The sequence below is a fragment of the Brumimicrobium sp. genome, assembly GCF_048268645.1.
Taxonomy (GTDB): domain Bacteria; phylum Bacteroidota; class Bacteroidia; order Flavobacteriales_D; family Crocinitomicaceae; genus Brumimicrobium; species Brumimicrobium ulvae.
Genome location: NZ_JBLWVE010000013.1, coordinates 1 through 15,408, shown reverse-complemented (window position 1 = coordinate 15,408; position 15,408 = coordinate 1). Strand labels below are relative to the sequence as shown.

Annotated in this window: 10 protein-coding genes; 4 read left to right on the top strand and 6 right to left on the bottom strand. The window is 37.4% G+C overall.

What is annotated here, in order from left to right; all coding sequences use genetic code 11:
• Positions 1 to 73: 73 nt before the first annotated feature.
• Positions 74 to 1,513 (bottom strand): asparagine--tRNA ligase, encoded by a 1,440-nt coding sequence (asnS, locus tag ACN0U3_RS10540; protein WP_299204783.1) that lies wholly within the window; start codon positions 1,511 to 1,513, stop codon positions 74 to 76.
• Between the two features lie 180 nt (positions 1,514 to 1,693).
• Between asnS and ACN0U3_RS10535 the strand changes: the two genes are divergently transcribed.
• Positions 1,694 to 3,373: a DUF6909 family protein gene (locus tag ACN0U3_RS10535; RefSeq protein WP_417266188.1), complete on the top strand. Its 1,680-nt coding sequence runs from the start codon at positions 1,694 to 1,696 to the stop codon at positions 3,371 to 3,373.
• Positions 3,374 to 3,592: 219 nt separating this feature from the next.
• On the opposite strand, the gene ACN0U3_RS10530 is transcribed toward ACN0U3_RS10535, so the two are convergent.
• From ACN0U3_RS10530 to nirK, 3 genes are read right to left on the bottom strand one after another with little or no spacing between them, the layout of a single operon-like run.
• Complete coding sequence (locus ACN0U3_RS10530; protein ID WP_299204789.1) at positions 3,593 to 4,225, bottom strand: SCO family protein; 633 nt, start codon at positions 4,223 to 4,225, stop codon at positions 3,593 to 3,595.
• A 5-nt stretch (positions 4,226 to 4,230) separates the two neighbouring features.
• Positions 4,231 to 4,998, bottom strand: a complete 768-nt coding sequence (locus ACN0U3_RS10525) for a formylglycine-generating enzyme family protein (protein ID WP_299204791.1) — start codon at positions 4,996 to 4,998, stop codon at positions 4,231 to 4,233.
• A gap of 29 nt (positions 4,999 to 5,027) precedes the next feature.
• Positions 5,028 to 6,506 (bottom strand): copper-containing nitrite reductase, encoded by a 1,479-nt coding sequence (nirK, locus tag ACN0U3_RS10520; protein WP_417266243.1) that lies wholly within the window; start codon positions 6,504 to 6,506, stop codon positions 5,028 to 5,030.
• A 321-nt stretch (positions 6,507 to 6,827) separates the two neighbouring features.
• Between nirK and ahcY the strand changes: the two genes are divergently transcribed.
• Entirely contained in the window at positions 6,828 to 8,138 is a 1,311-nt protein-coding gene (ahcY, locus tag ACN0U3_RS10515; RefSeq protein ID WP_417266187.1) for an adenosylhomocysteinase, read from the top strand.
• A 385-nt stretch (positions 8,139 to 8,523) separates the two neighbouring features.
• On the opposite strand, the gene ACN0U3_RS10510 is transcribed toward ahcY, so the two are convergent.
• Both ACN0U3_RS10510 and ACN0U3_RS10505 read right to left on the bottom strand, forming a co-directional pair.
• Positions 8,524 to 9,144, bottom strand: a complete 621-nt coding sequence (locus ACN0U3_RS10510) for a 50S ribosomal protein L25 (RefSeq protein ID WP_417266186.1) — start codon at positions 9,142 to 9,144, stop codon at positions 8,524 to 8,526.
• Between the two features lie 13 nt (positions 9,145 to 9,157).
• Positions 9,158 to 10,096 carry a ribose-phosphate pyrophosphokinase gene (locus ACN0U3_RS10505; RefSeq protein ID WP_299204803.1) on the bottom strand — a complete coding sequence of 313 codons (939 nt, stop codon included), beginning with the start codon at positions 10,094 to 10,096 and terminating at the stop codon, positions 9,158 to 9,160.
• Positions 10,097 to 10,327: 231 nt separating this feature from the next.
• On the opposite strand from ACN0U3_RS10505, the gene hutI reads away from it, so the two are divergent.
• Together hutI and ACN0U3_RS10495 are read left to right on the top strand one after the other, a co-directional pair.
• A complete protein-coding gene (gene hutI, locus ACN0U3_RS10500) occupies positions 10,328 to 11,590 on the top strand; it encodes an imidazolonepropionase (RefSeq protein WP_417266185.1) in 1,263 nt (420 codons plus the stop codon).
• Between the two features lie 24 nt (positions 11,591 to 11,614).
• Complete coding sequence (locus tag ACN0U3_RS10495; RefSeq protein WP_417266184.1) at positions 11,615 to 14,884, top strand: TraB/GumN family protein; 3,270 nt, start codon at positions 11,615 to 11,617, stop codon at positions 14,882 to 14,884.
• The last annotated feature ends 524 nt before the right edge of the window (positions 14,885 to 15,408 follow it).

The window sequence follows — 15,408 nt, the reverse complement described above, 5'->3', positions numbered from 1 at the left end:
TTCTCCGTGGCACTCTGTGAAAACCCTCTGTAAAACTCTGTGAAAACACCAAATGCCGCAGGCACTCTTCAACCTAAAAGTCAGCGTTACCCGGTGTTCTTGGGAAAGGAATTACGTCTCTAATATTCGTCATTCCTGTGGCAAACATCACCATTCTTTCGAATCCTAAACCGAACCCTGCGTGAGGAACTGTTCCGAATTTACGTGAGTCTATATACCACCACACTTCTTTTTCATCAATGTTGAAATCGGCACATTTCTTTTTCAAGACATCTAGACGCTCTTCACGTTGAGAACCTCCAACAATTTCCCCAATCCCTGGGAATAAAACATCCATTGCTGCAACCGTTTTTCCATCATCGTTTTGACGCATGTAGAAAGCTTTGATGTCGGCTGGGTAATCTGTAATAATTACTGGACAATTGAATTCTTTTTCTACCAAATAACGCTCATGTTCAGAGTGTAAATCTACACCCCATTCTACATCATATTTGAATTTCTTTTTCTTGAAAGGTTTAGAATTTCTTAGAATCTCGATGGCCTCCGTATAGGTAATTCTCTTGAATTCGTTGTTCGCCACAAACTCTAATCTTTCAATTAAAGTCAATGGATTTCTATCCTTGGCTGGTTTCGCACTTTGTTCTTTTACATCACGATCATTTAAGAATTTCAAATCATCTGCGTAGTTTTCAAGAACGTAGTTTGACAAGTACTTTAAGAATTCTTCTGTCAAATCCATGTTGTCTTTCAAGTCATTAAAAGCAACCTCTGGCTCAATCATCCAAAATTCCGCCAAGTGACGAGAAGTATTTGAATTTTCTGCTCTAAATGTAGGTCCAAAGGTATATACCTGACCTAAAGCCAAGGCCCCCAACTCAGCTTCTAACTGACCAGAGACCGTTAGGTTTACAGGTTTATTAAAGAAATCTTGTGAGTAATCAACTTTTCCGTCTTCTGTTTTCGGAATATTATTCAAGTCGAAATTCGTAACATGGAACATTTCACCCGCTCCTTCTGCATCAGATGAAGTTAAAATTGGCGTGTGTAAATTGTAAAATCCTTTATCGTTGAAAAACTTGTGAATTGCAAAAGTTAATCCATGACGAATTCTAAACACTGCTCCAAAAGTATTCGTTCTGAAACGCAAGTGTGCTTGTTCGCGTAAAAATTCAAGACTGTGTTTTTTAGGTTGCATTACCGTTTTCTGAACCTCATCTGGGTTTGCTTCTCCAAGAATATGAACATTTTCAACTGCTATTTCAACTGATTGCCCTTTTCCTTGAGATTCAATTAAAGTTCCATGCACTTCAACAGCAGCGGCAGTACTAATTTTTTTCAGGATGGCTTCATCAAAATTTTCATACTCAATTACCGCTTGGATATTATTGATCGTTGATCCGTCATTGATCTGAATAAAACGATTACTTCTGAAGGCCCTTACCCAACCTTTAACAATAACTTTTTCGCCTACTTGAGACGATTCCAATAACGCTTTAATTTTTGTATGTTTCATTATTTTTATTTTGAGTAATGCAAAAATAGAAAGAATCGGGATATAGCAACAAGTTTTACAAATTTCCAATTGGAATCTTTGTTTTAAAAACACTTAATCATTTCTTATTCTAGAAAAAGCCCTCGATTTCATTATATTCGCTATATTGATTTCAAAAGATAAAATAATTTTCAACCACATATGAGCGAACAAAAACGAACAAAAGCACAAGAAGCAACTCAAGCCATAGAGCGAATATACATAACAATGCGTCACCTTTTCAATAGGGGTTTCTATAAGCCAATGGGAGTTTCAGGTAAAAGTTTGAGGGAGAGCTTATTGGAGCTACAGCCTGAGATTTACGGTACAATGGGCGAAGAAAAGGTTGAGTTAAGCGGTTTAGTTTATGTTTTAGATCGTCTACCTCATGGTATTGAAGAATGTCCTGTAATCAACTTAACGGGAGATGAAGGTTATGATTTATCTAACCTAAAATCGATCATCCCTCCAAAAAGAAGAAGAAATTGTTACCGCATCGACAAAGACCAAATGAACGTGGAAATCACACGTGGTCGCTCTGATATATACGATATCCTTACCCACCTTACTTTCTTGTTTATTGAATCGCACAAGATTGCAAATCGTGTGGTGATTGATGACAAAGGTGGACTTACAAAAGAGTGGTTAAAATTCGAGTCCATTATCAATCAAGAAGAAATTTCAAACGAAGAACTTGAGGTAGCCATGTTTCATGTAGCCAATATCTTGGGGCGAACTTTTGAAGAAGTTTTAGATGTTAATAAAGCGCTGCATACCGAAGAATTACCACACCGTTTTTTACGGGTAATTTATTGGCTTGGAAAATTAGCCATTGACGAAGTGTTAGAAATCAACAAAAGAGTGATTTTATTTAGTCCTGTTTTAAGAGAACGAACAGGTCATCACATGCATGGTGAGAGGTGGGCCAATAGAATCAAAAAGGAGTTGGAAAACCAAGGCATTATTGACCGTCCAATTCACATTATCAGTGCAAATATGCACAGCGTGATGAACTATTTATTCAGTAAACAAATCTTATCAAAACAGAAAGAAAAACTGAATAAGCGAGAGTTTTTTGAACGATTAAGTCAGCCCGAAAACTCTAAAGACAGAAAGTTAATCAGTGATTTGGCAACAAAGCAAGGAATGACTTATCTTGCTGATCAATCCGGAACAAACATCGATGTACAGATTTTTGATTTATCAAAGGTAGATTTTAGTGACAGTTACCTTTCGGAGGTGATTGATGACACTAACGCTGTGATTATTGTGATGGATTATGCTTTTGGTGAACAAGCTTTTGAAACCATGGACGAATTATTGAAACCCTACAAGAAAGGGATCAATGGACCTGTAAAATTAAATGTAGATTCTGTTTCTATCATGGGTAAAGCAGGAATTCTGAAAGGAGGAAAAGGAGACATCATGATACCTCATGCACACGTTTTTGAGGGAACCACAGACAACTATCCCTTCGTGAACGAAATTACACTGGCCGATTTTGAAGATGAGGACATTGAGGCAACAGAAGGACACATGATAACCGTTTTAGGAACTTCATTACAAAACAAAGAGATGTTGAGTTACTTCAAGAAGTCGACTTGGAAAGTCATTGGTTTAGAAATGGAGGGTGCTCATTATCAAAAAGCGATTCAAGCAGCTTCTAAAATTCGAAACAGTATTTGTTCGGAGGTAAAAGTAAGGTATGCCTACTACGCTTCAGACAATCCATTAGAAACAGGAAGCACTTTAGCTTCGGGAGGACTTGGTCTGACAGGCGTGAAACCAACGTATTTAATTACTGAAAAGTTTTTGAAACAGATTGTTCGACAGGCGATATAGAAAGGGAGAGATTTTAGGGAGAGGGAGAGCAAAAAAAGAAGGTAACTGTTAACGTATGGGAAGTTGAATGCTTTCATCAAAGGTGTCTATCCAAAATTTTGTGGTTAAGCTGAAATTCACCCATTTATTTTCATTAAGAAACTCTTAAAAACAAAAAGTGCGTTAAGCTATTCAGCTCAACGCACAGTTTTATAAAACACAGTATAAGATTTACATCTCCTACATTGCTAATTTCTCAATGGCTTCAATTGTTGACGAATCATCAACACCTAAACCTTCTTTTTGATGAACCAAAACTCCTTCTTGATCAAATACACTAATGATGTTTGAGTGAGAGAAGTCAATTGGAGAAATACGCTTATAACTTACCGCAAGAACTGCGGCAAACTCGCGCGTATCTTCGATGCTTCCACGTAAGAAAACCCATTGGTCATTATCCATTTCGTTTTCAATCGCAAACGCTTTCATTCTTTCTGGTGTATCTACTTCTGGGTCGATGCTCACAAACACATATTTTACCTGCTTATTGGCTTTGTCACTTACTTTCTCGTGTATACGACGAATGTCAGCAATCAACCTTGGACAAGCAGCTTTACATGTAGTGTAAATCATTACCGCAACCACAATATCACCTTTAAGGTCCTCGAGTTTAATCAACTCTCCATTTTGATTGGTCCAGTCAGAAGGCAAATTATAAACAGAAAGCTCCGGTAATTCACCCGTGAACTCTTTTTTAACCGTCTCCTGTTCAAGCTCTTCAGAAGCTTCAACTTGCGGCTCTTCCTCAGTGCAACTGTAGAGCAAGCCCATGGAAAGCAAAGCAGTTAAACAAAGTATGATGTATTTTTTCATAGTCATTAATTAATGGATTTAGCACACCTAAATCCTAGATTTCTAATAGAGTAATTCGCTTTGACACTTCCACGGAATGCATATCTCATAAAAGCTGCATAATTCATTAAATCAGAAGAACCCAGTGCAGCACCACCGCAAAACAAGTCGTTTCCCCCATCTACATCACTTCTGGATTCACCAGAAATCAAAACAGAGTTAAAATCTTGCGTCCATTCCCATACCAGTCCGTGCATATCATACACACCCCAGTAGTTTTCAAAAGTACTACCAACTTCTTGGTTATACGAATTTGGTTTCTCGTACCAACTTAAAATAAACTTATTGTACTCATCTTTAGTCCTGGCATCAGCATCTTTTTCATCAGCCATTCCTACATACTCCCATTCATCAAGTGTTGGCAGTCTTTTCCCCTGACATTCACAATACTTTTTTGCAGCAAAATAAGAAACGTTTGTCATCGGAGCATTCTCCAATTCACCATCTTTCAGGTTCAAATCGTCTTTAAAGTGTCGCAAGTAGTTTCCATCTGCATAGAGGGCAATAACATTGGATTTTCTCCATTTTGGATTATCCTCAAGGAACTTCACATACTCAGCATTTGTTACTGGATACTGATCAATATAAAAATCTTGAACCTTAACGATATTGGAATCTGTTCCATACAGAGGGATATACTGGCCTCCTTTAATTAAAGCCATGCCTTCCTTTTGCCCATAGCTAATGAGAGAGAGAAAAATAATTACTACTACAGTTAAAAATTTGGAAAACATGACTTTAAAATTTAAAGGTGAATATATTATTATTTACGTACTTTCTTTACCATTTCAGTAGTAACCTCAGTACCGTTGTTACCCCAGCTGTTGTAAATATAAGTCATTACCGCAGCTACTTCTTCATCAGTTAAGTTTTGAGCAGTCATCACACTGTTGTATTTCTTACCGTTCACAGTAATTTCTCCGCTCTTACCTCTTAATACAATATCGATTGCACGATCTACATCCTCATTAAGATAATCAGCATTGGCCAATGGAGGGAATGCATTTTCGATTCCTTCTCCATTTGCTTGGTGACAAGCAAAACAAGTTGAACCATATAGCTTTTTACCCATTTCCATTTTCTCTGCTTTCGTCATCTCAACAGCTTCTTTTGCTGGTTGATCATCCTCAACTGGCATAGACTGAATTGTTCCTCCTTCAGGCAGGTAGATTCCTTCTTGAATAGTTCCAGAGTAAATCTGTTTGTTTTCAGGTCCAGTAACATTTAGAATACCTAATGCACCTTTATTAAATGCTCTAAAGATAGAGTGGTCAACTAATACCAATTCTCCAGGAACATCTACTTTAAACTCTACCATTGCTGCACCACCTGCAGGAACCAATGTTGTTTGTACATTTTCATTCACTAAACTACCCCCTTCTACAGTTACTCGGTCAAATATTTCACCAATTACGTGGAAAGAAGAAACTAAGTTTGGTCCACCATTTCCAAAATATATACGTACAGTTTCTCCCACTTTTGCAGTCAATGCGTCATCACCAGACAAAGCCCCAACACTACCGTTGAACACAACATAATCTGCTTCTTCATCAATTGCTTTCTGCATATCAAAAGGTTGAAGTCCTGCTTCACCATACTTTCCTTTGGTATAGAAATCACCTTGCATCACGTAGTACTCTTTGTCTACAGGTGGCAACCCTTCTTCAGGCTCTACCAAGATCAAACCATACATTCCGTTTGCAATGTGCATTCCAACAGGTGCAGTAGCACAGTGATAAACATATAGACCAGGTTTCAAAGTTTTAAACTGAAAAACAATTTCATGTCCTGGCGCTACGAATGAAGACACAGCTCCACCTCCTGGTCCTGTCACCGCGTGAAGGTCAATATTATGAGGTAACTTATTGTCTGGGTGGTTTTTCAAATGGAATTCCACTTCATCCCCCACTTTTGTTCTGATAAAACTACCAGGAACAGTTCCACCAAAAGTCCAGTAAACGTATTCTACTCCACTGGCCATTGTTCCAGTCTCCTCAATAATCTCCATATCAACGATAAGCTTAGTTGCCGCTCGATCAGCTGTAGATTTAGGAACGAAAGGAGGCGCTGTTAGCTCTGCTACCATTTCCGAAACAACTTTAATGTCTTCTGGATTTGTTTTACTTATTCCACTTTTCTGGTCACTCCCGCCAGAACATGAGGAGAAAGAAACCGCTCCTACTAGGAGAGATAAGGATGCTAAACTCCTTAGTTTTCTTTTAATTTGTGAATCAATCATCATATTTGTTTTTAAATTACGATATAAAACTAAGCATAGTGTATTGTCTCTCAAAGCCAAAATCAAAAGATTTTTGATAAACTGCATTTAATCATTTTTTTAAATGACCTAAAGCATAATTTAGGATTTTTTTGTCTTTTAATGATTTTCCAATTCCAAGAATTACAATTCATAAAACGTTCTTCAAAGAATTTCTCTTCGAATAAGCCTACTTTATTAATATAGCTTAACAAAAGACAAACACTTGTTTTAAATCATTGATGTTTTTGTCATTAAGTGATATATTACTTACTTTTGTAATCGATTTAAGTAAAAAAAAGATAAATGAACGAAGCAAAGGAACAATTAAAATACAAGGTTAAAGACATCAGCCTTGCGGATTGGGGAAGAAAAGAAATTAGACTTGCAGAAGCAGAAATGCCGGGACTAATGTCTTTACGTGAGGAGTACGGTGCTCAAAAACCATTAAAAGGTGCACGTATTGCAGGGTGTTTACACATGACAATTCAAACAGCAGTACTCATTGAAACATTAGTTGAATTAGGAGCTGACGTAACTTGGTCATCATGTAACATTTTCTCTACTCAAGATCATGCAGCGGCGGCAATTGCAGCAGCTGGAATCCCAGTTTTTGCATGGAAAGGAATGAATGAAGAAGAGTTTGACTGGTGTATCGAGCAGACATTACATGCTTTTGAAGGTGGTAAACCATTAAACATGATTCTTGATGATGGTGGTGATTTAACAAACATGGTTTTTGACCGCTACCCAGAATTAACAAAAGACATTAAAGGACTTTCTGAAGAAACAACTACAGGAGTTCACCGTTTATACGAAAGAAAGAAAAATGGTACTTTAGTAATGCCAGCAATCAACGTTAACGATTCTGTAACAAAATCTAAATTTGATAACAAATACGGATGTAAAGAATCATTGGTTGATGCTATTCGTCGTGCTACAGATACAATGATGGCTGGAAAGGTTGCTGTTGTTTGTGGATATGGTGATGTTGGTAAAGGTTCGGCTGCTTCATTACAAGGTGCTGGTGCACGTGTAATTGTTACAGAAATTGACCCGATTTGTGCTTTACAAGCTGCAATGGACGGTTTTGAAGTAAGAAAATTAGACAATGTTGTTCACAATGTTGATATCGTTGTTACAACGACAGGAAACAAAGACATCGTTGTTGATCGTCACTTCAAGAAAATGAAAGACAAAACAATCGTTTGTAACATTGGACACTTTGATAATGAAATCGATGTTGCTTGGTTGAATAACAACGCTCAATCGAAAGACGAAGTTAAACCACAAGTTGATTTATACAACTTAGATGGTAAAGACATTATTCTTTTGGCTGAAGGTCGTTTGGTCAACTTAGGTTGTGCAACGGGTCACCCATCTTTCGTAATGTCTAACTCTTTTGCTAACCAAACATTAGCACAATTAGAGCTTTGGAACAATTCTGACAAGTATGAAAACGATGTTTACATGCTGCCAAAACACCTTGATGAGAAAGTTGCTGAATTGCACCTTGCAAAAATCGGAGTTGAATTAGAAGAACTTTCTAAAGAACAAGCTGATTATATTGGTGTTGATGTGAAAGGTCCATATAAACCAGAGCATTACAGATACTAATTGTTTGTTTAGAAAGTCCGCTCTTGGCGTTGCACTCAATTTTAAAAATTAACATTGACTAATGTCAACTTATAATTTTTAAAATCAAGCGCGCCTTAATAGCAAACATTCTAATTCAAACAAATGATATTTGAAAAGAGTCCAAACTTAATTGTTTGGACTCTTTTTTTGAAAATTACTTTAATGAATAGGGAATGTACGGACGGTGAGCAATCGTTCTTTTCTCTGCCTATTTATTTTAAACGGCATGCTTACGCAAACGAGGTAGGCATACATTATCAAATTTATCACACTAATTTTCAGCAATCCTACCATAAAAACATCACACACAAAAAAGCCCAGACAATTTTGCCTGGGCCTTAAACATTTTAAAGTAATTTGATATTTATTCTTCAGTTGCTTCAGCAGCTTCTTCGCCACCTTCTGCTCCTTCTTCTTCCTCTTCGTCATCTGCATCAACAGCTCCACGTGCCATTTTAACAGAAACAACTACTGCGTTTTCATTTTCTAATGTTCTAACGCCTGGGATGTTAATATCTTTCACACGGTAAGATTGACCAATACGAAGTGGTGTAATGTCAATTTCTACTTCTTCTGGAAGATCTTTTGGTAAACCTTCAACATTGATTCGACGGAAGATAGTCATTAAACGACCACCGTTCATAACTCCTTTCGAACGACCAACTACACGAAGTGGAATACCAACCTTCACTGGTTTATCATCTGATAATTCAAGGAAATCAACGTGCAAAGGTTTATCTGTAACCGGGTGCATTTGTTTTGCTTGAATAATTGCCATTTTCTTTGTTCCATCGATATCCAATTCTACTTGGTATACGTTTGGAGAGAAAATTAACTTTTCGATGTCTACTGAACGAACTGAAAAGCATGTTTGCTCTCCTGATCCATAAAGTACACAAGGAACACCTCCATTCCTACGAATAGCTTTCGTGTCCTTTTTCCCTACGTTCGCTCTAAGCGAACCGCTCAATTGTACTGTTTTCATTGTTTTGTTTTTATTATGATATTATAAAATGTTTACTAATTGATTCGTTGTGTACCAACTTTTTGATGACATCACCAAAGAGTGGAGACACAGAAACAACACGAATTTTATCGCTTTGTTTCTTCAACGGAATTGTATCTGTAACGATCAACTCTGTTAATTGTGAGGCTTCTAAACGCTCATAAGCTGGCCCAGAAAGCACCGCGTGGGTACAATATGCACGAACACTTTTCGCACCTTTTTCCATGAATAAGTCTGCGGCTTTGGTTAGTGTACCTGCAGTGTCAATCATATCGTCAACAAGAACTACGTCTTTTCCTTCTACATCACCAATTACAGTCATTTCGGAAACTACGTTAGCCACTTTTCTTTGCTTATGACAAAGTGCCAATCCGAGGTTCAACTTCTTTGCATAAGAGTTGGCACGTTTAGCTCCACCAACATCTGGGGCTGCCATAACTACGATACCATTTTGAGACAATTCCTGAATTTCTGGGAAGAAAACCGTTGAAGCATATAAATGATCAACAGGCACTTCAAAAAATCCTTGAATTTGATCCGCATGTAAATCCATGGTCATCAATCGATCTACTCCAGCAGCCATTAACATGTTGGCCACCAACTTTGCTCCAATAGCAACACGGGGTTTGTCTTTTCTGTCTTGACGAGCAAAACCGAAGTAAGGAATCACTGCAATAATTTTTCGCGCAGAAGCACGTTTTGCAGCGTCAACCATTAACAACAACTCCATCAAGTTCTCTGAAGGTGGTGGTGTAGACTGAACGATAAAGACGTCTTGCCCTCTCACAGTCTCTTCGAATGAAGGTTGAAATTCACCATCACTGAATTCAGCTACAGTTACATTCCCCAAAGGGATTCCAAACTCTTTTGCTACCTTCTCTCCCAATTGCTGGGTTGCCCTTCCGGCAAATATTTTTACTCCTTTTGACATTCTATGATCGTTTGCAAGGCGACAAAGTTACATAAATTAATTATTTATACCGCAAAAGGCCATACAGAATTCCATTTTACCAAAAATCGCTATAATCTCCTTATAAACAGAGGACTTCGACATTAAAAAAGAGCGCTATAAAATATATTGCAATGAAACAAAGCGCAAAGATTTGGAAAAAGAAGTCTTTAAACTAAATTTGAGGTATCTTAAAACTCTGAATTTAGTGTTATGGCAAAAATGTTAATTAAAAATATCAAAGGTCTATTTCAAACAGGTGAAAATCTCCCACATTACAAAAAAGGAGAGCAAATGGATCATGACAACATGATTGAAAATGCGTTTTTAGCCATTGAAGACGATGAGATTATTGCCTATGGAAAAATGGAAGACTGGGGCGGAATTATGGATTGGAGAAACCTTGAAGTAATTGATGCCGAAGGGAAATATGTCCTACCGACTTTCTGTGATTCACATACACATGCTGTTTTTGCTGCCACCAGAGAAGAAGAATTCGAAGACCGTATTAAAGGCTTGACTTATGAAGAGATTGCCTTAAAAGGAGGTGGAATATTAAATTCTGCTGCGCGACTACAAGAAATGGATGAAGACACTCTTTTTGAAGAAGCGCTTGAGCGAATTCATGAATTGGCAAAATATGGAACAGGAGCCATCGAAATAAAATCGGGTTATGGACTTTCGGTAGAAGGCGAATTAAAGATGTTACGCGTAATCAAACGATTAAAAGCAGCTTCCCCGATGGCCATTAAAGCTACTTTTCTAGGAGCACACGCTTTTCCAGTAGAATTTAAAGAAAACCACCAAGGATATATCGACCTCATCATTAACGAAATGCTGCCCAAAATTGCAGCCGAAGATTTAGCAGATTATATTGATTGTTTCTGTGAAAGAAATTATTTCACTGTGGAACAAATGAACACCTTGCTTGAAGCAGGAGCAAAATACAACTTGATTCCAAAGGTTCATGTAAATCAATTCTCCATTATGGGAGGTGTAAAAGCAGCTGTTGAACATGGTGCTTTATCTGTAGACCATTTAGAAGAATTAGATGAAGCAGATATCGCTGCACTACAAGGAAGTGATGTGATGCCTACTTTCTTACCAGGCTGTTCCTTCTTTTTATCTATTCCTTATGGAAAGGCCAGACAAGTCATTGCCGCAGATTTACCTTTGGCTTTGGCTTCAGACTACAATCCAGGATCTTCTCCAAGTGGAAATATGCAATTATTGACTTCAATCGCTTGTACTAAAATGAACATGACTCCCGTTGAAACCTTAAATGCAACAACGCTGAATACAGCATACGCCATGGGGATTTCAAATAGTCACGGATCCATCTCCGTTGGTAAGAAGGCAAACATTATGATTACCCATCCAATTTCTTCATTAGCAAGAATTCCTTATTCTTTTGGTGAGAATAATATAGAAACTGTTATATTGAATGGGAAAATGTTCCATACCCACAAAGAATAACTAAATAATTCAATACATAACCTTATGCGCTACTCAATCTTTTTTATTTTGTTCTTGCTGAACTTTAATTCTTTCGGTCAAAAAAAAGAGATTGATAGATCTAATTATGAACTGTTATGGGAAATCTCTAGAGACGATATGCCCAACAGTTCGTATTTATTTGGAACCTACCACAGCAACGATAATGACGTTTTTGAGTTTCCCGACACCCTCTATCCCATTTTGGAAAATGCAGATGCTGTTGTTTTGGAAACAGACATCACAGAAATGATGTTGGATGAAGACATCGCACACAATCAGTTGGATTACAAAAAATCAAACTTGCTGCATTGGCTAATCCCTGCAAGAGGTGTAGATAATGTAACCTACACACTTTATGGTTCAGACAACGGTAGACCCCAGTTTATCGACATGTACTTTAAGCAAGTTGCCGATAATTGCAAAAAGAATTTCATTCCCCTAGAAACCATTCAAAGTCAAATGGTCATTGGAATAAACAATGAATATAACCCCGACGCCCCAAGTAATTTAAGAATACTTGGAAGAGATGCGTTAAAACGAAAATACCTCGAAGGGAATGCCCATGACTTGCATAAATACACCCGCAATTCAACTTTACAATATGTTGATTTATACAAAGATTTAATTGTTGACAGAAACATCAACATGACGGAAGGAATCGATACTATTCTTCACCAAAACAATTCAACTTTTATTGCTGTTGGGGCGGCTCATTTATTAGGACCTCAAGGAATTGTTCCCTTATTAAGAGAAAAAGGCTATACTGTTGAAGTGCTGAAAAGTAAATTCACTCCGCAATCTGTTCAAAAACAAAAACTCCTGAAAAAATGCACCCATTATGAATACATAGACGAACGCTATGGAGCATCCATTAGTTTTACGGGAAAACCTGCGACCATGGAGTATAGTTTTGGTGGAGGACGCATTGCAAAATACCTAGAACTTGGCCAGGGAAACACATACAGTTTAGGAATGTATCATTACAATTATAAAACCAACTTAGACTCTATTGTAATGAGTTACTTTGACCCTAAAGAATTCCAAATTACCTCCTTTGATTCCTTAATGATCGATGGACAAACAAAAGCCTACCAAGGAAATGTGAAATATGATGGCGGCGCGCAATGGATGAGGGTTTTCCACAAAAACAATATCATTTATGAAATCTACGCCTTTGGAGGACATCGTTTTATGAACTCAAATCGCGCTATCAACTTCTTCAACAGTTTCAAGTTTATTGATTTTGATCGTTATGGAGAACAAGACCTAGTCCATCCAGTAGTATCTCCTTCAAAAACAATGCGCCTTAACTTTCCAAAAGGAGCCATTGAAGAAACAAGACAACAAGACTATGACCAGATGTGGACAAGTTTATGGTTCAATCCAACAACAGATGAAACTTTTTTTGTTTTGGAAAGCATCATGACAGACAACACAATTTTTTACAACTCAGAAGATTTTGGACATTACCTTCTGCGAGAATATAATATAGACAGTATTGAGTTTTCAAATCAAATTCACAAAGAAGGTGAATATTTGCAGAAATCGTTTGCTGTGCAAGACCGTGGGAAAATAATCTACGGGAAAATTAGGGTGTTGGGAAACCTCATTCAACTTGTTGAATACACTGGTGAAGACGAAGCTAGAAAGGAACAGTTCCTAAGTGATTTCGATGCCATTCAGCCTTTTCCTTCTGAACGCAAAGAAACCAAGATAAGCAATAGTACATTTTCTACTACCTTAACGCATACAGGGTTCAAAAAACAGAAAGTGAGTACTCAATACAAATACAGAAATACAAATGAATATGTATTGAATGACATCAATAACAGTCTCACTTACCACGTATTGATAAAAGATTTCCATTCTTGGGCTTTTTCTCAAAAATCTTCAACCCAACTTTTAGATGATCAAATTTCTTGGCCCGAAGAAGAGCTTGGAGCAATTGTTGACACCACTTATGACCTTACAGGGCAACATCCAACTTTGTTTTTTGACATCTATTATCCTTCATCAGAAAACAGATTTGTAGGAAAAACAATGGTCATTGGAAAATCTATTGTAGTAGCGAGTATTACCTACCCCAACCTAGCACACAAAGCTTATCAAAACCTGTCTTTTTTAGACAGCCTCTCTTTCTCTATGTCAGACTCAATAGCAATCAATGAAATCAGTGTTCCTTTCCTCAAAAATGAATTAATGGTGAATGGCGAAGAAGCCATCGAGCAGTTAATAGAAGACGGACACATCAACAAAGAAACCCTGCTATCCATACTGGAATGGAAACCCAACTTTTTTAAAGCTTATGACCCAATTGGATCTTTACAAGGAACAGCTCTCGTTGCTCTCAATGATATGGATTCAACAACAAAAGTGATTGAATACTGGGAGGAAAATGTAAATTCAGACAACTTTATTCTTTCCCTTGCCGCACTTTATGTGCTCCAAGAAAGAAATCAACCTGAGCAATTCATAACTGTTGCTAAAAAAGCCAATGAGCTAGGGCATCATCAAATTGACTACTATTATTACATCAAGACAAACAAAGACCAGCTCGACTTTCTAAAAGCTACATGGCCCGTTTTTAGCCCCTTATTGGAAGACAGTTTAGCATGGAATACCAGCTTTGTGATTCAAGACCTCATGAAAGATGATTTCTTTTATGAATACTTTACAAGCACTGAGTTTATTCAAGCCATCACCAGTCAAAAACAACCGTCTTGGGCACCGTTCCGATACATGGATATCCTTCACGAACAAAACGTTCCAAAGGAAAAGCTATTGGAGGTTTTAACCGCATGGGGAAAGCATGAAAACGATGATAAAATTGGGAGCATTGCAGCGTGGAAAACCATTCTAAATGAAAAAATCACCTTTAGAGAAAAACGATTAATCAAACGAGATGCTGCCGTAGCCATCTCTTTCTCAAAAGTTATGGCCATCTCCAACACCCCAGTTTTCAAGCTCTTGACCTATGAAGATATGATTGGATATCTTTCTTTTGACCATTACAAGGACGCTTATACCGATAAAAGTAAATCCTTAAGTCATATCGAAAACAGAGTGCTTTCAGTTGATGGCGCACCTCGAAGTTTTGCTTTTTATAAAGCCATTGAAAATGGAAGAACTTATTTTATGGCACGAGAATTATTCCCAGAGCGCACCTTACCTTCCTATAGTGGTTTCGGTAACGACACTTACTTTCTTTATGGAAACGAAATATATCAACCTAAAAAAATTGAGGAAGAATTGAGGAAGAAAATTTCTGAATAATAGCTAAATTCATCCGTTTTGCAAACGTAGAATGACAAACAAATGGATGAGCAAGACGGTAAAAAAGGTGCCCAAGTATCCTCCCTGTTATGATTCTCAAAAGCCGAATGAATTATCCATTGCTTTATCGTTTTGATGAAAACAAACCTTGATAAAATAAAAAGAGATTCCTCAGTCGTCCCGAATTCTCGGAACTTCATCGGAACGACAAACAAATGGATGAGCAAGTCGGTAAAAAAGGTGCCCAAGTATCCTCCCTATTATGATTCTCAATAGCCGAATGAATTATCCATTGCTTTATCGTTTTGATGAAAACAAACCTTGATAAAATTAAAAGAGATTCCTCAGTCGTCCCGAATTCTCGGAACTTCATCGGAATGACAAACAAATGGATGAGCAAGTCGGTAAAAAAGGTGCCCAAGTATCCTCCCTATTATGATTCTCAAAAGCCGAATGAATTATCCATTGCTTTATCGTTTTGATGAAAACAAACCTTGATAAAATTAAAAGAGATTCCTCAGTCG

Bases quoted from the DNA above. Each gene is read 5' to 3' on its own strand.
- ACN0U3_RS10510 (WP_417266186.1), bottom strand. From the start codon at position 9,144: ATGAAAACAGTACAATTGAGCGGTTCGCTTAGAGCGAACGTAGGGAAA.
- ACN0U3_RS10535 (WP_417266188.1), top strand. From the start codon at position 1,694: ATGAGCGAACAAAAACGAACAAAAGCACAAGAAGCAACTCAAGCCATA.
- ACN0U3_RS10530 (WP_299204789.1), bottom strand. From the start codon at position 4,225: ATGAAAAAATACATCATACTTTGTTTAACTGCTTTGCTTTCCATGGGC.
- ahcY (WP_417266187.1), top strand. From the start codon at position 6,828: ATGAACGAAGCAAAGGAACAATTAAAATACAAGGTTAAAGACATCAGC.
- ACN0U3_RS10495 (WP_417266184.1), top strand. From the start codon at position 11,615: ATGCGCTACTCAATCTTTTTTATTTTGTTCTTGCTGAACTTTAATTCT.
- hutI (WP_417266185.1), top strand. From the start codon at position 10,328: ATGGCAAAAATGTTAATTAAAAATATCAAAGGTCTATTTCAAACAGGT.
- nirK (WP_417266243.1), bottom strand. From the start codon at position 6,506: ATGATGATTGATTCACAAATTAAAAGAAAACTAAGGAGTTTAGCATCC.
- asnS (WP_299204783.1), bottom strand. From the start codon at position 1,513: ATGAAACATACAAAAATTAAAGCGTTATTGGAATCGTCTCAAGTAGGC.
- ACN0U3_RS10525 (WP_299204791.1), bottom strand. From the start codon at position 4,998: ATGTTTTCCAAATTTTTAACTGTAGTAGTAATTATTTTTCTCTCTCTC.
- ACN0U3_RS10505 (WP_299204803.1), bottom strand. From the start codon at position 10,096: ATGTCAAAAGGAGTAAAAATATTTGCCGGAAGGGCAACCCAGCAATTG.